Origin of the sequence: Psychrobacter sp. bablab_jr014 (genome assembly GCF_016464015.1) — a bacterium.
Lineage (GTDB): Bacteria > Pseudomonadota > Gammaproteobacteria > Pseudomonadales > Moraxellaceae > Psychrobacter.
The window spans coordinates 14,253-33,986 of sequence record NZ_JACDXT010000035.1 but is presented as its reverse complement, the minus strand read 5'-3'; the positions used below and the strand labels follow the sequence as shown (position 1 = coordinate 33,986).

Below are 19,734 nucleotides of genomic sequence, written 5' to 3'. Positions count from 1 at the left end.
GCATTGCCATTTTATTGCCGTTCTGTGGGCTATAGAGGGAGGGTGAAGCCATAGTTCAAACGGTTATGAATAGATGACCGCCTCCCTAGTCACATTTTTACGCCCGCGAAATTAAAAGTTAGACTCTTAACGCGCCCGCATTTTCCAATCTGACCTATACTAATCTATACCAAGAAATACCCGTTTGATGCTTTGCTGCATCTTATAAGTCCAAAGCTGGGCGCATCTTGCGTGGTAGTTTTGCTTAGCCTCCGCCATTGGTGGCAGTTGAATGCCAGCAAGGATATATCCAAAAATGGAGACATCTATTTACATTTACAGCTCGCCCTAGTTTTATTGATAGTCATCTACTCTATACCAATACTGACAAAGGTTTACGCGGTTTTCATCGTCATTCGCTTTTTGCTTCTTGTATCACAAGGTAAATCAAAATAAGCATAGTCTTTTAACTGCTATCTATCTAGCTATATTGCTTTTCTACTTTGCAATTGCTAAACAGTTTTAAAATAACTTGTCCCAGTTACTTAGAACTAATGAAATAACGGTGGAAACAACTATACTAATAATCGCCCACTTTACTGTTTCCCTTACCCCTGCGCGCCCTTCCTCTTGAACTGGTTTGATAATATTTTTATAAATGTCTTCATAGCTTGAAGCTACCGTACTGACACTTGCAAAATGACGTCTGATATCATCAATAGGTTGTTTCATAGCTGCTAACAACTCATTATTCTTTATAAGATTATCTACTTTATCTAGCTCTAATTGAGTTGCCTTAACGTTATCAGACAGCAATTTAGGATTAAAAGTTAAAATTTCAGTTAATCGTGCATCCAATGCAGCACGTTCCCGCTCTAACTCTGATAATTTTCCTAATAAATATGGCATTGTATTTTCTGTTGTGTCGAGTATAACAATTGGTGTAAAGCCATCTTCACCAATCATATCAAAGCTCAACACACCATCTTCACTAAAATAATAAAATACGTCATCAAGGGAAATATTTATATCAGAAAATTTATCAAAGCATAATGCCTCATAAGCTTCGCTTCCTTTTTCATTTACTTTATCTATCACTTCAAGAAGCACAAGAATCTCTTGGTATGTCGATATACTTTCTCTCATATGCTTTGTAATATTCCATTATAAAAAACATTAGGTTATGGTGTGTATTCACTGTAATACGTTTCTTGCTCTACTCTACTGATACAAGGTGATAAGCAGGCAGCCATCTCAACAGATTTTAGCTGATATCTCAAATTTACTTTAATCATTTAGAGCAATCATTATATATAAATTTTTAACTGACAATCTATTTTCATCAATTCGTATATAAGCAAAATTATTTATAATAGAAATATATACCTAATACGCTAATTTTGTTGTTACCTATAATTGATTACCGCTCTTAGAAGTTCTTCAGCCATATAACGCATATACTCTAAAAAACCCGCTAAAGTTGCTAAAGTTGCGTCAACCCTTATATATAAAGGCTTTGAGCTTAGTTAGCAGCCTGCTAACGTCCTGCTAAAGTTGCTAATCTTTAGCTAAAGTTAGCGGAAACTTAGCAAGTTTAGCAATGCTTAGCAGGTGGCTGTCTAAGGTAAACCCCTTACCAGTCAAGGGCTGGATAAAGTTTAGCAAGTTTAGCGGCTTTTCTAGGTAGCTAAGGTTTAGCTATCATTAGCTACGCGGCAAATAACTTAGGGTTGATTAATACCAATCGCCTACGCCCATCAGTTTCCATTCTGATATGTCCTGCGCTCTCTAGGTCAGATAGCAGACCATGCAGCTTTTTACCTCTTAGCGCGTTTGGTGCGTTTTGAGTGATAAAAGACTTGTTTAATATTGGCGGCTGCTTATTCTTTGCCTTATCCACTAGCCAGCTACTTAACTTCTCACTGTCGTTCTGCTCACCTGTGGGGCTGGCATCGAGATACCGCAAGCGCTCAGCGGTTGAGTATTCCACCAGCTTAGACGCCCGCTGTAAGTCATCGCTAGTAATTGCCTTTCGCTCATCAAAGAACGCCATCAGTGATGCAATACGGCTGGCATTCTCTGCCATACGTGAGGCATACGCCCTTAGGTATTCGAGCGTCTGCCCGCTGGCTTGGCGGTTCTCCACCTGCTGCATATAGTCATAGAATGCCTGCTCTGCGCCCGCTGCCCATTGCATCTTAACGCGCTGGGGCGTGCCTGTGCTGTCGCTTGGTAGATTGGCGGGCGATGGGTCTAAGAGGCTGTTACAGCGCTCCCAGTACGCTTGTAAGGCGCTATCATTGTAAGGGCTGTCCTGCCTGCGCTTACTATCATTCCATACCCGCTGCCCGCGTAAATCAGGTGGGCAGGCAATCATGGCGCGGGCTAAAAAGCCTTGCCCATTCATGAGTGGGTCAGTTAATGCTTGTTCAAGGACAACGCGCTGCCCCTGTAGCAGTAAAGTCATACGCACGTTGTAAGCATCGGTTTGCGGTATGGCGTTGGCAGACTTTTGCGAGCGCAAGCGTGATACCGCGCCGTCACTGTATAGCTTGGTTAATGCGGACAAGGCATTGCCAGCGGTGTCCCCTTTCATCGTGTGACCGTTAAAAAACTGCCCTGCTTCGTCTGTCGTCCATGAAGCACTGGTCATCAGTCTACTGATAAACCTATCGAGTATCGGCTCAATAGTGGCATCATCAAACAAGCTCTTAGGGTTCTGCGGCTTTGGGTAGTTGTTTAGATACTCGGCAAGCTCTTTACCGCTTAGGCTGGCTTTATCGGCTTCCCATGTGTCAAGGTCTTGAATATAGCGCTCATACTGCACACGCTCATAGTCTTTGATGGCGGCATGGGTCAAGCTCATGGTTTTAGTCTTACCGCTGCCACTCTCGCCCTCAATGATAATAATTAGGCTGGCAGGCTTATGTTCATGCCCCATCGGTGCATCAATAAAGCGCTGCCCTATATGTGCCAGTGCGCCCAGTACGCAATAGCCTGCCATCGCTGGCGGTACTTGGGCATAGTGGCTTACCGCTTCAACCACACGCCGTAACAAGCCTGTGAATGCGTCTATCGGGAATGCGGTCGGCTGGCTTGGGTCATTGGCTAAGGGTTCAGGCTCGCCCCATATATCGTCTTGTAGGTTGCGTGTGTGCGTGTCTTGGTCGTTTAGTATGTCTTGATAGCTCAGCCCTTGCTCTAAGTGCGTCAGGCAGTCTATTGCTGTGATAACCGCCTTGACGTTCGCACCTGCCAGCGGCTTACATACCTTGTTTTGTTTGTCGGCGGTCACAAGCACAGTCACGGGATAGGCTTCGGCAAAGTGCTTCACTGTTTCAGCAAACATAGAAGCATCAGGGCTTACCAATACCGTGACGTTATCGGCTATTAAAGCATTAGCCAGCTTAATACCGTCATGCAGGTTATCCGCGGCTATCAATTCGCGGTCATGGCTCAGCTCGCCAATAACGAGCGCGGACGGCTGCACACGGTCGGTAATAATGGGTCTTTGCTGATTGTTCGGTGTGACGCACATCAGGCTTGCGGGCGTGTCTTGGTTGTCACTGAGTACCAGCCCTACCATGCCCGTTGTCGGTAGTTTTTTGCCTGTATCATCATCGCCTGATGTTATGGTAATATCTCTATCAATATGCAATAACTTACGCGGTATGCCTGATAGCTCATAAATACTTTGTAATGCACTTAGCATATTGTCTGTCTGCCCTTGCTGTGGGGCATCGTCAAAGCTGTTAAGTACGTCCAAAAAGCCTGCGCGTAATGCGCGGGCTTTTTCGTGGGTGTTTGTTTGGGTTGAGGTGGTCATCTATTCCCCCTTAGCTGGTGACTGGTTGGGCTTACGCGCTGCCTTATACTTTTGGTAATGGCGTTTGCGCTTGGCGTGCTTGCGGCTGTATTTACTAGATGGGCGGCTCATAGGTCGCCCACCTTACCGAAGCGCGTCTTTGCTAAGGTGTTGTTTAGTTTGTTCAGTTGGTCAGTAAGTAGGTTTGACCATGTACAGGTGGCATCATGGGCAAGGCGTGCCATAGACTTGGCGGCTTCACCGTCTATCTTTTTGTAATGGATAAGCCCCAGTAAGTGACCAATATCATCAATGACATTGATTGCGCCGTATATATCATCTGCGATATGTGAGAGGTCAAAGGCAGATACGACAATCACTTCCTTGTCATCATCAGCGCTGGTGTCAATCACCTTACGGCTGGGCGTGCCTGCCATGTTAAACAAGGTGGCAACCGCTTGCCGATTGGCTGGCGTGTCGTGGAATAGTGACGGCTGGCAGTCATCGCGGCTTACTTTGCCATCTGTGCGATAGTGATAGGTTTTGCCATTGGTGGTAAAGCCTAAACAGCCGTATTCTTTATCGTTGAATAGCTGATAAGTACCGCTGCCCACAGACGGGCATAGCACGCTGTCACCTGCCTTAAATGTGGCTGGTGCGCGGTTGGTCATGGTTTGGGTGTTGGCGGTGATATTGATTGACTTAGGCATGATTGCCTCCTTTGTGTTTTTGAGTATGTGCCACGCTATACCATAAAGATATAGGGTGACGGGTCTTACTCTCGGTACACAAAGCTACCGCCCCGCATATTCGCCTTTCGGCTGTTGTATTTTGCAGCGTCAACCCGTCATAGTCGGTCGGCAAAGGGATTGCCTTAGATATGATGGTTTGCCCCCTTGTGGCGCTGTTATAGGCGCGTGGGGCTGTGTCTGTTTTATTGGTTACGGATTGAGAGTCCTTACCAATGACAGGCACAAAAAAAGCCAAAGAATAACGGATTGGCTGTCCGCTTTGTGTTTTTGAGAGGTCTATATAGTAACTGCTTGTGCCATCTGCTGCAATCGGTTTTACAAGCGCAGGCTGGCAGGCAGTGAGCAAAAATACCAGTGAGGCAATGCCCAGCCATAGGGCAAAGGTCACTAAGTAAGACAGTATGCCGCTTGTGTGTGCTTGTGGCTCACCGTGTGCCCCGTGCTGGGGCGCTGGCGTGATATGGGTATGCTGGTGCTTGTTCATGCTGCTGCCCCCTTAGATAGGCGCTCAGCGTCATCTATCCAATATTCTGCATAGTGTTTGCCGCTGTCACTGGTAACGATTTTACTTTTGATGGGTTCACCGCTGGCGCGTAAGTCACTGATACGCTGTGCAAGGCAGGTAATGCGGTATTCCTCAAACGCCTGATACGTGCTGATGGTCTTGCCAGCCAGTAGGTGCGCCATGATGATTTGGCAGTAAGTTTGTTTTGTCTGCTGTGCATTCGTCTTAGCTGTCATGGCTTATACCTCGCTGCTGGTAGCAAGGTTGTTTAACCAATTATGCACGTCTGCATAGCGCCATGCGGTCATGGTGGGGGACAGTTTGACGGGGGCAGGAAAGCGCCCATCTTTTGACCATTCAAAGAGTGTCGTCTTAGAAAAGGGTAGAAATGGCAAAATGTCTTTAGCGCGTCCCATACCTGTTAGCGGCATCTGTATTGCCTCAGAATGCGCGGTAACGGGCTGGTTATCGGTTGGTGCGTTACCAGTAAAGGGAATCACTGGGGCGGGCTGGTGTGCGTGTAGGTGTGTCATGCTTAACTTCTCCGTATCGTTCACATTGGGCAGCGGTGGTGCGCTGCGATACGGATAGGTTAAGGATTGAAATAGATTAAGAAAATTCCCTAAGCCTTGTGTTTATTGACATAAACAGGGATTTTGCGTGTTTAGGGATATTACTTTTTCATGATTAGGGATATTTCACTAGGGGCATCTTTTGGGGGTTTACCGCTTTTCTTTGCATAGTCTGGGGCAATGCTTGATAGCCATTCCCTTATAGCTTTGTCATCAGGTAATAATTCAGGCGCTACCTTGTGCATGACGTGTCTTACTTGTTGCACCATATCACCCGTTCTAATCGCTTTTTCGGTGTCCATGCTCCATATATAACTAGCAAGCGCTTTGCTTGTGGAAATAATGTATGCTTTACCAGCGTTATGTTTAGCAATACCCTGTAACGGCTTTAATTCGGCTGGCTTGTCTGCTAATTCAGCTTTGGCTTTATTCAACTGTTCGATAAGTTCCGCTTTTTCACTGTCTGCTTGTTCGTTCTTTTCTTTCAGCTCTTTTATCTCGCGCTGATTCTGTCTATAAATATTACTAGCTTTACCTAATCTAGCATTGAGTTCATCATTCTTAGCTTTTAAACTCTCTACCTGTTTCAGCCTAGTGCTTTCATCTAAGTTTACGCGCTCAATAGAATGATTGTCGCTAGTTGCTTGCATTGAGTCTATATAACTGTCCAGTTCTCGTTTTGAGAACCTGATTTCATCAATACCGATGCAACTAAATTTATTTCTATTATTTTGATACTCGTTAAAAGCATAAGGCTTACTCTCAAACAAAGCTAAACCTTCCCCGTAACCTATATTTGTATTGCCCTGCTTTTCAAGTAACCTATAAATTAATACCTCGTTACCCAACTCATAGGTTGGCAAAGTTATATAGTCTTCATTACCAATAATTTGCTCAACCAACAATCTGTAGGTGAAATAACCTGTCATTATTTCTGTGTATGGGTTTTCCATTAAAGAAGGTATTAGCTCGCCTAAACCATCTTTAATTAGCCTGCAAACATAACCACTAAAATAGAAGCAAGGCGTTATTTTTTTCTTTCTTGCTAAGTCTCTTATCTTGTCATAATTATAAAGAACTCCAGTTCTACTATTAAGGTTAGTTTTGACTTCATCTATAGTTAGGTAGTCATCTTCAAGGTTGTTTTGATATGGGTTAAGGTTGTCATTGCCACCATCTTTAAAAATACCATGCTTAGTAATCGGTTCAAACGCCAATACATCGGATATTCGAAAGTAAGTTGTGTTTGCATCGTTACCTACGTTGACTAAGAAACCATTATATTGATAAAAGTTATAATCATCACCCATATAAAACGTGGTCAAATGCTCGTCAACATCGTGGGCGTTAAGATATTTGACCACCTCGTCAGGTGCGCTATTGGTTGCTTCTGCCATTGTGTTTATTACATCAGCTACTACAATATAGTCTTTTTTTCGCGCTTCCAGCTCATCAATCAAGATACTCACAATCCACACCTTTACACACCCTTATATGAAAAAAGGTGCAAGGCGGTGACAGCCCAAAGGTGTGTTAATGGCTGTCGTTCGGGTAATTACTCCTAGCCTTGCATGGTCGTTATTTGCCCAGTTTTTGGCAAATGTGCTTGATATTCCGTCTATCCGTGCTTTTGCGTTTGCTGCTTAAAGTTGGCATAGATAATGTTATCTGTCTTGCCAGCGTAAGCATCATCAATGAAGTTCGCCCACTCGTTCATCATCTTAGTTCTGTAGGGCAAGTGCTGTGCGCCGTTGTAGGCTTTGCTTATCTTGTTTTCTTTTTCATGGGCTAATTGCAGCTCTATAGCCTCGTGCATGAAGCCTTGTTCATGTAGCGTGGTGCTGGCAAGTCCACGGAATCCGTGCCCTGTCATGCGCCCTTGATAGCCCATACGTTTTAATGCGTTAAGAAAAGCGTGTGAGCTGTAAGGCTTGCGGGTTGATGGGTTAAAAAAGACGTACTTATCTGAGAAGCCCAGCGCCTTGATTTGCTCTAACATCGCCAATACTTGCGGTGATAGCGGTACGATATGCAAGCGCTTAGCTTTCATCTTTTCGGCTGGCACGCGCCATACGTTCGCTTGATAGTCTATCTCTGACCATTCCATGAAGCGCAGTTCTTGCGTTCTCACAAATGTATAGCACATAAACCACAGCCCCAGCTTGACCAGCATATCACCGCCGTATGCTTCTATGTCCTGTAATAGCTTGGGTAGCTGCTGGCTGGTAATGCGGGCGTGGTTGCCTGCTTTGCGTGGCTTAATGGCTTCGGTTAAGTCGGTGGCGGGGTTGTGCATGGCAAGCCCGTTGCGTATGGCATATTTAAAGACTTGCCCTATTTCTCTGATAGTACGCTTTGCCATGTCAGATGCGCCTCGCTTCTCGATTGCTTTACCAATAGCCAGCACATCAGGCGGGGTAACATCATTGATATTCTTATGACCGATAGCGGGCTTTACATCGCGCATATAGGCAGAATAATTGCGGCTAAAGGTACTGGCGGCTAAATAGGTTTTACGTTCGCTGTACCATGCTTGGGCGATGGTATCGAACGACTGTGAGCCGTCACGCTCAGCTTGCTGCTGCTTCTTATCCTCTTTTGGGTCGATGCCCTCAGCAATCATGCGCTTAATCTCTAAATTGCGCTGGCGGGCTTGTTGCAGCTTTAGGGTGTCAGTTGTGCCAATGGTTAAAGTCTGCTGCTTGCCCTGCCATCTATAGGCACATATCCATGACTTTACGCCAGTATAGCGCACCCATAATTGCAGCCCGTTGCCGTCACTGTGTTTGTCAGGTCGCTTTGTTTGCAGCGCTGTATCACTGGGGGATAGTTTATTAATGATGGTCTGAGTTAGCGGCATTTTGATTACCTATTGTTGGTATTGTGATGAGTCGTAACGCTCAATACCAACAATAATACCAACATTCTATATAGAACGCCATGCACCTAAACGATACCAAAAACCTGAAAAACGCCCAAAATAAAAGGCTGACGGTCTATGACGGTCAGCCTTAAATTAGAATTTGGTGGAGATGGCGGGAGTTGAACCCGCGTCCGCCAATACTACGCTCATGAATCTACATGTTTAGGGTCTGTCTTTAGCTTTAACCTGCACCGATCCGACAGTCAGGATGGATTAGGCGAGTCTCTAAGTTTGAACCCAAGCAGTTGAGACAACCACTTGTGGCGAACCTATATGCGTGCGCTTCAACTTAATTAACCAACTATAGGCAATCAGCAATTAAGTAAGCAGGGTTTAAGCTGCTAGAGCGTAAGTTTCGTCGTTTGCGACTATTACATTATATACTTGATTAACGAGAGGGCATACTCTCTCGACATGCATCATTGAGTTTCGTTACCAGCGTCGAAGCCAGAACATCCCCAATAGAACGGCATATTATATCTGGCATGATATTGTCTGACAAGCCTTCATAGACAGATACTTACATTTAATAACAATACCTGTTATACCGTATGCACTATATGATTACGCCAATACGCGGTTTAGCCACTGTCCGATATCTTCTATTTGTGCCATGCACACTTGGTGCGCCATCGGATAGGTCAAATAATTGACAGGATATTGCTTGTCTTTTAGCAGCGTATAAGCGCGCTCGCCAAGCTGGGTAGGAACGACAGGGTCGTGCGTGCCATGCTGAATCAAAATGGGCAAGTCGCTATTGGCAGCGCTGTAGTCAATGCTGCTATCGGTGGCAAAATAAGTCGATAATGCCATCAAGCCTGCCAAGCGCTTAGGATAACTGAGCGCGGTTTGATAGGCAACCGCGCCACCTTGCGAAAAGCCTGCGATGACAATCTTGTCCGCTGCGATGCCGTTTGCCAGCTCGCGCTCAATCAGCGCGCCGATTTGCTCGGCAGAATGCATGATTTGGTCGGTATCAATTTTACGCTCGATGCTCATATCAAAAATATCGTACCATGCGGGCATAATATAGCCGCCGTTGACGGTCACAGGACGCTTGGGCGCGTGCGGAAACACAAAGCGTACCCCGCGCGAGCCATCCAAGCCAAGCTGCGGTACGACAGGCTCAAAGTCATGTCCACTAGCGCCCAGTCCATGCAGCCAAATGACTGCCGCGCTGATGGCTTCATTCTTTGGATTGTGTTCGGTAATCACGCAGTCTAAGTAGTCACTCATACGATTTCCTTTTTGTGTTTTAAGTTTTGTGTTTTAAATGTTCTTCACCATCTGGTGCGTCGCTCGCCAGTATACTACATCACTCACCGTTCGTGGCGCGGGGTATTTGGCGCAGGATTCATACGTTTTTCATCAAAATCAGCAACGCTCAGCATGGGCGCAGTCGGCTTTTGTGCTAGGATAATTGCTATCTTCTTTAGCTGAGCTGTAGCCGCATGAGTCATATTTTATTGGTCGAGGACGACCCTGCCATCGCAACTTCTTTGAACATCACGTGCAAGCGTGAGGGCTGGCAGATGACGTGGCTGGACAATGCCAGTACGGTGCTGGACTTTTTACGCACCGATGCTGCGACCAGCCTATCAGCAATTATCTTAGATGTGGGCTTGCCCGATGGTGATGGCTTGAGCCTGTGCCAAAAAATCCGCCATAGTGCGGATATTGGGCGCTTGCAAGATGCACCGATTGTGTTTTTGACCGCACGCAGTGAGGAAGTGGATCGCATCTTGGGACTGGAGATGGGCGGCGATGATTACTGCGCCAAGCCCTTTAGCCCACGCGAGCTGGTCGCACGCATCAAGGCGATTTGGCGGCGGGAACAGCTGCTGCGTCAGCACCAGTCTGCCGCTGTTGACAGCAGCACAGACGATTTACCCGCCTCACCCATGAGCGAGCAAGCCTTGACCTTTCATTGTCGTTCGGGCATTTGGCATTATCAGCCGCTCAATTATTCGCTGCTATGGCAACAACAAAAACTGGATCTCAGCAATACCGAGCGCAAAATATTACTCACCTTGTTACAAGCGCCCAATCAAGTCTTTAGCCGTGAGCAGCTGCTGTGTGCCATCAGCGACTATCCTGACCACCGCCTCGCGCGCACGATTGACAGCCATGTAAAGTCCATCCGTAAGCAGCTTGCACAGATTGATGACAGCACCGAGGTCATCTACACCCATCGCGGCTTGGGCTATGCGCTGTGCCCAGCGTAGTCTGGGTTCACGCCACTTTTCCCTGATATCATTTTGCCTGATAAAACAAAGTAAACGATTCTATGACGCGCCAGCCGCCCACCCCTGAGCCAAACGCTCGAAATACCAGTAATTGGTATGCCAAATTGCATCCTATCGGTACAGCGCTTGCGCATGATATGCCAAAGCGCCCACTGAATCTTAGTATTTTTTTTCGTATTTGGCTGGCAGTAGCGCTGGTGTTGCTGCTATGCGGGGTGGTGGCATTCAGTCAACTTTTTGGTTATATCAAACCCACCGCGCATCAGGTGATTGAGGACACGCTTGCCGATACCAGTACCCTGCTCGCTGCGACTTTGCAGCAGCCTTTAGTGTCCAAACGCCTGTACGATGAAGACTATCAGCGGCAACTCGATGAATCCTTGCAGCATCGCTATGGCACGCAAAAAAATATCAATGGTATCGTGGGCGATGACTCTGTAGCGAGCTTTCGCGTGTATGTGACTGATGCAGCAGGCAAAGTCGTGTACGACTCACAGCCTGCGCCTGACAATGCCGAAACCGAGGATTATAGCCGCTGGAATGATGTGTATCTAACCTTACGCGGAGAATATGGCGCACGCAGTACGGTGCAGCCGACCTATAGCGATGACGCGGTGATGTACGTGGCGCAGCCGATTAAAAACCCAGCAGGCACTATCATTGGTGTGGTCAGTGTGGGCAAGCCTGTTGCCAGCGTACTACCTTATCTCAGCGCCACTCGTCAGCGGATGCTTGCGACCGCGCTACTTATGACAGGCGCGGCATTGATATTGGCAGGACTGGTGGCATGGTGGCTCAAGCAAAGTATTACCCTTGTCACTCACTATACCCGCGCTTTGGCAGAAGACAGGCAAAAGCCGTACTTTTATCTTGGGCGCGAGTTGAACAGCTTGACCGATACGATTGAGAGCATGAAACATCGTTTGGAGAATCGCGCTTACGTCAGTGACTATGTGCATACCCTCACGCACGAGCTAAAAAGTCCGCTAACCGCCATTCGCGCCAGCAGTGAGCTTTTAGAGGATGAGGCGCTCGATATCGAAGACCGCCATATGCTAAGCCAAACCATTGGCGAGCAATCGATTAAGATGCAGCAGCTGATTGACAGGCTATTGCTATTAGCCGCGGTTGAGCAGCCGAGCTTTCGCCTAAATCGCCAGCCGATTGATATTATTGCTCTATTACGCAGGCTGCTAAATGACAATAGCGTCAAGCTGCAACAAAGCGGCCTTGCGCCGATTGCTATTCTTATTAACGGCATACCTGACGCGGACATAGTCACTGATACACCGATTTATATCTTTGCCGATAGATTTTGGTTGGTGCAAGCGCTACAAAATATTTTGGACAATGCGCTATATTTTGCGGCAACCTCAGTACAGATACAGCTGTATCATCACGATAATCAGCTACAGCTAGAGATTATCAATGATGGCAAGCTGCTGCCTGAGTATGCGCTGGACAAAGTCTTTAACCGCTACTTTAGCCTATCGCGCCAAAGTATGGAGAGCGCCACCAGTGATACCAGCGCCACACGTGCCAGCACGCATAAAAAAGGTACAGGGCTGGGCTTAACCTTGGTTAAGCAAGTCATCGAGCATCATGGCGGCGGCGTGGCAATGCACAATATTCACCGCGATATGACAGATGACAATGATAACAAGAGCACTTCAAACTTTACAGGCGTTGCCTTACGTTTATGGCTGCCGACCATCCCTGCTCCCAGCGAATAAGTGAGCCGCCCGCTACCCTTAAAACTCAAAAAAGACCATGAAGATTCATTAACTTTTCATCGCCTTTGCACTGTATTTGGACATTAGCGCATTACCTTAGATACCTCATTATCGTATTAAGGAAACGTCATGCATCCTCTATCTGTATCCAGCGCGCTGCCGCCCATCGCCCGCTTTGTTGGTATGACGCGCCAACATTGCCAACAGCAGTTACATGGCGCGCTGATTGACAGCGTGGACTTTGGGCATTGGCTGCTGATTCCCAGTTTAAAAACCTTGCTGGTCTTTCGCCATCAGCACTGTGTCGCGGTTGACCGCTGTCCGACGTTATAAGCATATCTTTATAATACAGGTGCAAAAAAACGCCCAAAACCGTGTGGCTTTGGGCATTCCTGTCTCTTTACTATCAAATCAATCAGCGTTCAACCATGATTAGATTGGCACTACAGGCTGCTGCACATCGGCATTTTGAGCACGGTGGCGTAAGTAATGATCGAGCAACACCATCGCCAGCATGGCTTCGGCAATCGGTGTGGCACGCACGCCGACGCAAGGATCGTGACGCCCTTTGGTCAACATATCAATGGCTTGACCGTCCGTATTGATGCTCTTGCCTGCCGTAGTGATGCTTGAGGTTGGCTTAAGCGCGATACTGACGCAAATGTCTTGCCCTGAAGAAATCCCGCCTAAGATACCGCCTGCGTGATTGGCCGTAAAGCCCTCTGGCGTTAACTCATCACGACTGGTGTGTCCGAACTGACCTGCGACTGCCATACCATCACCAATTTCAACACCTTTTACCGCATTGATGCTCATCATGGCGTGAGCAATGTCCGCGTCCAAGCGGTCAAAGACAGGCTCGCCAAGACCCACAGGCACGTTACTTGCGATAATATCTAATTTCGCGCCGCAGCTTGTGCCTTCACGGCGTAGGTTATCAATCAAGGCTTCAAAGTCGCCAATCGCGTCTTTATCCGCACAAAAGAACGGATTGCTATTCACAAAGTCCCAATCGATTTGGCTGGGATCCGTGACTTTGCTGTACGCATTACCGATTTGGGTTACGTGACCGCGCACTTGAACGCCTAGACGCTCTAGCAGGTATTTTTTGGCGATTGCCCCTGCTGCCACACGCATGGCAGTTTCACGCGCCGATGAGCGCCCGCCGCCGCGATAGTCGCGAAAACCATACTTCATACTATAGGTATAGTCGGCGTGACCTGGACGAAAGGTGTCTTTAATCTCGCTATAGTCTTTTGATTTTTGGTTGGTGTTACGAATCAATAGCCCAATCGGGGTGCCTGTGGTTTTGCCCTCAAACACGCCTGAGATAATCTCCACCACATCATCTTCGCGGCGCTGGGTCGCGTATTTTGATGTGCCTGGTTTGCGGCGGTCCAAATCAGTTTGCAAGTCTTCTGCACACAAACTCATGCCTGGTGGCACGCCATCGACGATTGCCATCAATCCTGCGCCATGTGACTCGCCACAGGTGGTCACCGTAAACAGCTGCCCGATAGTATTGCCTGCCATAGTCGTCCCTAGCCCTTTACAATCAATAAGTTAAATTTTTTTAAATATTCAAATATGAACGCAATGTATAAACGCAAATAGTGCATTTAAAATGAGTACCGTTCAAACCATGCAGATAAAAAACGCTGTCAGCCTTTTAGCGACAGCGTTTTTTTATTGGCCTATAAGCCGTTTTGCTCAAGCAGTGCCACTTGATGCGCGAACAATTCGCGGTGTTCCATCAGCTCAGCATAAGTGATGGCAAAGATACCATGCCCGCCGTGCGCGAATTTGAGCCAATCAAACTGAATCTCAGGATAAGCTTGCGATAGCGCCCACTCACTGTCGCCCACTTCACAGACCAGCAAGCCTTCAGGACTTAAATAGTCAGGCGCATCGTGCAAGATGCGATGCACCAGCGTCAAGCCATCTTGACCTGCGGCAAGCGCGTGCTCAGGCTCATATAAAAATTCAGGCGGCAAATCTGCCATGATGGCCGCATCGACATACGGCGGATTGGTAACGATAAGCTCGTATTGATGTTCAGCAGGAATTTTAGCGAATAAGTCCGACTCAATCACATTAATTTGATGATTCAGCTCGTGATGCTCGACGTTGACGCCCGCCACTTCTAGCGCGCCTTTGTCAATATCAGCAGCATCGACCATCGCATCGACAAAGCGTGTCGCCAGTGCAATTGCGATACAGCCAGAGCCTGTACACAAGTCCAAAATACGCTCAGGCTGTGACAGCTGCTTTAACTCCAAACCATGATCAAAAAAGCTTGCGCCTTGCTTACCCGTCGCTTTACCAATAGGCTTGGCAAATTCATTGACATCAAAATACGGATAAAACTGCTGACGAATCAGCTCCGCAATTGGCGAGCGAGGAATCAGTACGCGCTCATCCACATAAAATGGCAAGTCACAGAAATAGGCCAAGTTAATCAGATAGCTTAGCGGCTTACGCTCGGCAATACGCTCTTCAAGCAGACCCAATACCGCCTGTTTTTCAGACATCGTCAAACGGCAATCCAATACCTGCTCATCGGCTGACCAATCAAGCGACAGGCTATGCAGCACAATTGCGGCAGCTTCGGCAAACTCATCCGTCGTCCCTTGCGCGACCACCACATCGTATTGACGCAACTGAGTCACCGCAAAACGAATAAAGTCACGAATGCTAAACAGCTGCTCGCGCGCCTCATCCAGCTCAGCACGTAGCGTGGCAAACTCGGCATCTTCACCGATTAGACCTTCATCAAAGCCTTCATCGCCATCAAAATATTGGTCTTGAAACGCTTCTGCGCTCATGGTCTCATGTTCTGACATATCGCACCTTTTGTCGAATGTGGCTGTGGTGGGCGCACAAATACGAATAAATAAAATAGTAATATGCGCATTATAGACGTAAACCATGAAGCGCGCCAATTACTATGCGGTTTATCTGTTTTTCTACCATAACGGCTATTGACATTTTTTTCTTATTATTAACAATACGTTTGCCAATTTTATACTTATTTTAAGACAGCATTTAGCTTACGCTATCCTATTTATGCTCAGTGTTTACGCAAGATACGCGTCAAATAATGACCCAAGTTTTGCGCATTTGTAGTCAATACGTCACCAAGCCACACTTGTACGCTGCGTCCATCGAAAACGCACGGCAAAAATTTGCGCAAGCTTGCAATAATACGCATAATAGCTTTATTGCAACTATAAACTGTGACTGATATATGATGACAAAAAAACCATTAATCACCGCCTTATCTATCGCTGCCCTGAGTGCTGGTATCATCAACCCAGCTGTTGCAGCGCCGAGCGACAACAATGCCTTTACCATCGGCTCGCTATCAGGTATCAACCTTGAAGAAAGCCGCAACAATCGCGTGAATGCGACGACTGAGGCACGCGCTGCAAGTGACGATAGCATGGGACAACTGATTAAAAACCAAAACAATCAAGCGCGCCGTGCACCTGCCTCTGCGCCCACTACTTCAGTAGCAGCGGATAACATGACTGCCGAAGAGCTGACACGTAAAGACGAGCAAGCCGACCGTGATGATGATATTGATGAAGGTCAAGCGGTTAGCGCGCCCAATCAAGGCTTTGCCGCCAGCTCAGCAGACCCTTTATCGTTTGAGCTTCCTGAAAGTGAACAGCTACAAGACTTTAGCAACGACCCAACGATTAAAAGCATCGAAGATGCGGATGGCAAACGTCATACCACATTGAACTTGTCAGACTATGCCAAACAGGTCAATAGCGCGACATGGTCGCCGAATATGAAAGTCAACTCAGCAATGACCATCAAGATGCAAGCGCTGCTTGATTGGAATCATGCCTCACCAGGCCCGATTGATGGTGGCTGGGGCATGAACAGTAAAAAAGCATTGACGAACTTTCAAAATATGAAGGGCTTGCCAGCCACAGGCAAGATGAACCAGCAAACGTGGGACGCCCTCGTTCAAGGTGTGAATAAAAACAAACCTGTCCTCGTCAGCTATACGCTAACGCAAGAAGATATTGATACCAACTTTGCCTCGACGCCTTCAGGCTCTGAAGCCAAATCAAAAATGAAAGGGCTGTATTATCAAGACATTAAAGAGATGTTGGGTGAGCGCTTTCACATGGATGTGCGTTATTTAGACAAGCTCAATAAAAATAAGAGCTATAAAGCAGGCGAAACCATTACTGTCGTTAATACGCGTGGGCAGTTAAATCAGCGTATTAACCGTGTGGTTGCGAACAAAGCGGATAAGACCTTGTACGCCTATAATGGCGATAAGCTGGTCGCAACTTATCCAACCACCGTTGGTAGTGACGCGACGCCATCACCACACGGCACGTACAAAATCGTCAACAAAGTCAAAATGCCGTGGTACAAAGCCACCGTCGACGAAGCAGGCGGCAAAAAAGTCTATATGCTACCACCAGGACCGAACAACCCCGTCGGTGTGGTATGGATGGGCTTGTCAAAACCTTCATACGGTCTACATGGCTCACCAAAACCTGAAGGCATCAGCCGTCAAGCATCACACGGCTGTATCCGTCTGACCAACTGGGATGTGCTTGAAGTGTACGCCAACATCGAAAATGGCGCGACCGTTGTCTTAGAATAACAGCTGTCGACAACCGACTTTTAATAGACAGATAAATACCAAAAAGCCCCGTACCAAGTGACGGGGCTTTTTGGTTGCTGTCCCTGCAATGAATTTTTGCCCTTGACTACTTTTTGCTGCCCTCAAACTTAAAATCCGTAGCCCTCTTCTTTACCCGTGATGCGGCTGATTTTTTTGGTAAAAAACAGTCCTGCAGGAATAGCAATCAAAATGCCCACCGCTACCGCAATTAAAATGTGCGCCGTGCCATTAAAGCCAAATACCAAAGCGGCAATTAAGCACAGTCCCATACTGACAGTCGATGCCATAGCGAATACGATAGAAAATAATGCCCAGTTCATACATTAATCCTCATAGCTATTGTGGTTTTATGGTTATGATACTGCTATATCCCTACTTTTAGTAAGTATTTATTATAGACGCCATCGAACATCAAAAAAGACTGATTTTGATAAAAAACCATGATAATATAGTGGTTTTTCAAACAAACAAAAGTTTTAAATCATTCTTATTTGCTTTTATTGTCGTCTCTCACCTTTTATCTCTTTATTTCTTAGCCATCTCGCCTTTAACCATAAAAAACCAGATTGCTTTTGCATCCGTGCGCTTTATCATTAGAATAGACTTCTTTAACCCCAGCTATAGGCAATCTTTGCATGAGCGCATCTTCGCCCAACACCACCAAGCATACCGACAATGATGACCAAGAAGTCATGTCCAACGACGCAGACAAAGTCGTCGAAATTACTGTGGACGATGAAAAAAACACGACCGATGCGCCTGTGTCCAATGAAGATACGAGCGCAAGTGATGTTGATGCCAATGCGTCTACAGCAGTGGGCGACGGCACTGCCTTAGATGATGTGCCATGCGACTCTGAAGGTGATGGACAGGAGTGCGCCAAGCCACCTGAACCAAAAGTGACCATTACCTCGCCCAGCCCTGATGTGGTCATCGCGACCTTAGAAGACCCTGAAATGCCGAGCAGTGAAGGTGACGCCAGCGAAGACGATGCCAGTACCCCTGCCGACGCGGCTTATGACGACATGACCAATCCCCCAGAACAAAGCGCTGATACGGCGGGCACGCTTGATAACACCGCTGACCAGCAAACCTTGTCAAGGCAAGCAGCCGAGCCACAAGCACAAGCAGACAACACAGACGCCAATGCAGCGAATAATGAGGCAGCGACCAACGACACGACTGACGAGCCAGCAGAAGAAACCATCGAGCCTGTCGTCACAGACGAAGAAGTGGCAGACACACAAAGCACAAGCACAACGACGGTAGAAGAAACGCCTGTCGAAGCGGCGATAAACGAAGAAGGTCTCAGCGAAGAAGAAGTCATTAAAGAAGAAAAAGAAGCCAAGCTCGAATCCTATAAACAGTTCGTCGCTGAGCAGTTTAGCGATAAAAAAATCGACTATCCCGAAGTACGTGTCAGTATTGAAGCCAACGCACTGCCGAGCAAAATGTATTTCGTGATGAATACTCTATCCGCGATTATCGCCAGTTACGGTCTGGTGACCAACTCAGCAGCGGTGGTCATCGGCGCGATGCTGGTAGCGATGATGCTCGGACCCATCACAGGCGCGGCGCTGGCGGTGATTGACTATCGTATGCCGCTACTGCGCAAGTCGCTATTGACGGTGCTGGCGGGTATCTCTTTGGTGATTATCGTGGGTTTTGTGGTCGGGCTATTGCATCAAGGGCAACCGCTGACCAATGAGATTTTGTCACGGACTCAGCCCACCTCCATGGATTTGATGATTGCGCTAGCGGGCGGTACGGCAGGTGCGTACGCGATGGTGTCGCCCCATTTGTCTGTCGCAGTCGTTGGTGTTGCCGTAGCGACCGCCTTAGTGCCGCCGCTAGCTGCCAGTGGTATCTTATTTGCCAATGGTGAGATGCAGCTTGGCGCAGGTGCATTGCTACTCGCCATTACCAACATCATTGCCATTCAGTTTACCAATGCCATGGTGCTGTGGTTTTTGGGCTTTCGCCGCTTGGTTGAGGACGATTATAAATCGGGCACCTATCTCACCTTTTTGCGCCGTAATGCGGTGACCCTACTGCTGCTCGTTGGGCTTGGGGTATATTTGACCTTAAACCTACAGAGCAATGCTGAGCAGCAAGCCTTTGAAAACCAAGTCAAAGAAGCCATCAATCAGCATTTTGACAGCCAAGGCAACGTCTTGACCAACACTCAGTTTAACAAAGTTGGCGGGCATCAGGTCATCCGTGCGGTGATTCGCGGTGAAACCATTCCGAGCGCAACCGATGTGCGCGAGATCGAGCAAGTCATTACGAAAAATATGAACGAAAAGTTCCCAGGTTACTTGCCTGTCAAATTGCAGCTGCGTTATTTGCCTGTACAAGTGATTGAGTCTGACCCACAGGGCGATGACCAGCTTGATGAAACGGACGCCGCAATCTTAAGCACCAATAATTGATGCTTTGGCAGAGGTTATTTTTTACATTGTCGTTAAGGTAGCAAAATAAATGACAATTATTGGCTAATACTTTATAGCGACGCGCAAGTACCGTCATACCCGCCTATTCTCACGCATCACGGCGGTGAGAATA

17 protein-coding genes and 1 other RNA gene are annotated in these 19,734 nt (G+C 47.2%); 5 read left to right on the top strand and 13 right to left on the bottom strand.

Annotated features, from left to right (window positions below):
• Positions 1-501: 501 nt before the first annotated feature.
• The 10 genes from JIE71_RS08840 to JIE71_RS08795 form a co-directional block, all read right to left on the bottom strand.
• Positions 502-1,089 carry a hypothetical protein gene (locus JIE71_RS08840; RefSeq protein WP_199508347.1) on the bottom strand — a complete coding sequence of 196 codons (588 nt, stop codon included), beginning with the start codon at positions 1,087-1,089 and terminating at the stop codon, positions 502-504.
• Positions 1,090-1,687: 598 nt separating this feature from the next.
• A complete protein-coding gene (locus tag JIE71_RS08835) occupies positions 1,688-3,805 on the bottom strand; it encodes a DUF3987 domain-containing protein (RefSeq protein WP_199508346.1) in 2,118 nt (705 codons plus the stop codon).
• A 107-nt stretch (positions 3,806-3,912) separates the two neighbouring features.
• Positions 3,913-4,494 (bottom strand): hypothetical protein, encoded by a 582-nt coding sequence (locus JIE71_RS08830; RefSeq protein WP_199508345.1) that lies wholly within the window; start codon positions 4,492-4,494, stop codon positions 3,913-3,915.
• On the bottom strand, positions 4,487-5,020 hold the full coding sequence (locus JIE71_RS08825) for a hypothetical protein (protein ID WP_199508344.1): 534 nt from the start codon (positions 5,018-5,020) through the stop codon (positions 4,487-4,489). Before JIE71_RS08825 ends, JIE71_RS08830 begins: the two co-directional genes overlap by 8 nt.
• Positions 5,017-5,277, bottom strand: a complete 261-nt coding sequence (locus tag JIE71_RS08820; protein WP_199508343.1) for a helix-turn-helix domain-containing protein — start codon at positions 5,275-5,277, stop codon at positions 5,017-5,019. Before JIE71_RS08820 ends, JIE71_RS08825 begins: the two co-directional genes overlap by 4 nt.
• A gap of 3 nt (positions 5,278-5,280) precedes the next feature.
• A complete protein-coding gene (locus tag JIE71_RS08815; protein WP_228284609.1) occupies positions 5,281-5,574 on the bottom strand; it encodes a helix-turn-helix transcriptional regulator in 294 nt (97 codons plus the stop codon).
• 140 nt (positions 5,575-5,714) lie between these two features.
• Positions 5,715-7,082 (bottom strand): hypothetical protein, encoded by a 1,368-nt coding sequence (locus JIE71_RS08810; RefSeq protein WP_199508342.1) that lies wholly within the window; start codon positions 7,080-7,082, stop codon positions 5,715-5,717.
• A 149-nt stretch (positions 7,083-7,231) separates the two neighbouring features.
• Positions 7,232-8,473 carry a tyrosine-type recombinase/integrase gene (locus JIE71_RS08805; RefSeq protein WP_199508341.1) on the bottom strand — a complete coding sequence of 414 codons (1,242 nt, stop codon included), beginning with the start codon at positions 8,471-8,473 and terminating at the stop codon, positions 7,232-7,234.
• 164 nt (positions 8,474-8,637) lie between these two features.
• Positions 8,638-8,996, bottom strand: a transfer-messenger RNA (tmRNA) gene (gene ssrA, locus JIE71_RS08800).
• Positions 8,997-9,100: 104 nt separating this feature from the next.
• A complete protein-coding gene (locus JIE71_RS08795; RefSeq protein WP_199508340.1) occupies positions 9,101-9,772 on the bottom strand; it encodes an alpha/beta hydrolase in 672 nt (223 codons plus the stop codon).
• Between the two features lie 215 nt (positions 9,773-9,987).
• Here JIE71_RS08795 and JIE71_RS08790 point away from each other — a divergent pair, with 215 nt between their 5' ends.
• The 3 genes from JIE71_RS08790 (at position 9,988) to JIE71_RS08780 (ending at position 12,848) form a co-directional block, all read left to right on the top strand.
• Entirely contained in the window at positions 9,988-10,761 is a 774-nt protein-coding gene (locus tag JIE71_RS08790) for a response regulator (RefSeq protein ID WP_199508339.1), read from the top strand.
• 62 nt (positions 10,762-10,823) lie between these two features.
• Entirely contained in the window at positions 10,824-12,515 is a 1,692-nt protein-coding gene (creC, locus tag JIE71_RS08785) for a two-component system sensor histidine kinase CreC (RefSeq protein ID WP_199508338.1), read from the top strand.
• A 129-nt stretch (positions 12,516-12,644) separates the two neighbouring features.
• The gene (locus JIE71_RS08780) at positions 12,645-12,848 is read left to right on the top strand and encodes a hypothetical protein (RefSeq protein WP_199508337.1); all 204 of its coding nucleotides are present in this window, start codon (positions 12,645-12,647) and stop codon (positions 12,846-12,848) included.
• Between the two features lie 99 nt (positions 12,849-12,947).
• Here the strand turns inward: JIE71_RS08780 and aroC are convergent, their stop codons facing one another.
• Both aroC and prmB read right to left on the bottom strand, forming a co-directional pair.
• Positions 12,948-14,048 carry a chorismate synthase gene (aroC, locus tag JIE71_RS08775; RefSeq protein WP_199508336.1) on the bottom strand — a complete coding sequence of 367 codons (1,101 nt, stop codon included), beginning with the start codon at positions 14,046-14,048 and terminating at the stop codon, positions 12,948-12,950.
• A gap of 161 nt (positions 14,049-14,209) precedes the next feature.
• Entirely contained in the window at positions 14,210-15,358 is a 1,149-nt protein-coding gene (gene prmB, locus JIE71_RS08770) for a 50S ribosomal protein L3 N(5)-glutamine methyltransferase (RefSeq protein WP_199508335.1), read from the bottom strand.
• A gap of 404 nt (positions 15,359-15,762) precedes the next feature.
• Here prmB and JIE71_RS08765 point away from each other — a divergent pair, with 404 nt between their 5' ends.
• On the top strand, positions 15,763-17,148 hold the full coding sequence (locus JIE71_RS08765; protein ID WP_199508334.1) for a L,D-transpeptidase family protein: 1,386 nt from the start codon (positions 15,763-15,765) through the stop codon (positions 17,146-17,148).
• 128 nt (positions 17,149-17,276) lie between these two features.
• On the opposite strand, the gene JIE71_RS08760 is transcribed toward JIE71_RS08765, so the two are convergent.
• On the bottom strand, positions 17,277-17,489 hold the full coding sequence (locus JIE71_RS08760; protein WP_199508333.1) for a hypothetical protein: 213 nt from the start codon (positions 17,487-17,489) through the stop codon (positions 17,277-17,279).
• A 315-nt stretch (positions 17,490-17,804) separates the two neighbouring features.
• Between JIE71_RS08760 and JIE71_RS08755 the strand changes: the two genes are divergently transcribed.
• Positions 17,805-19,601 carry a DUF389 domain-containing protein gene (locus tag JIE71_RS08755; protein ID WP_228284608.1) on the top strand — a complete coding sequence of 599 codons (1,797 nt, stop codon included), beginning with the start codon at positions 17,805-17,807 and terminating at the stop codon, positions 19,599-19,601.
• Positions 19,602-19,734: the final 133 nt, after the last annotated feature.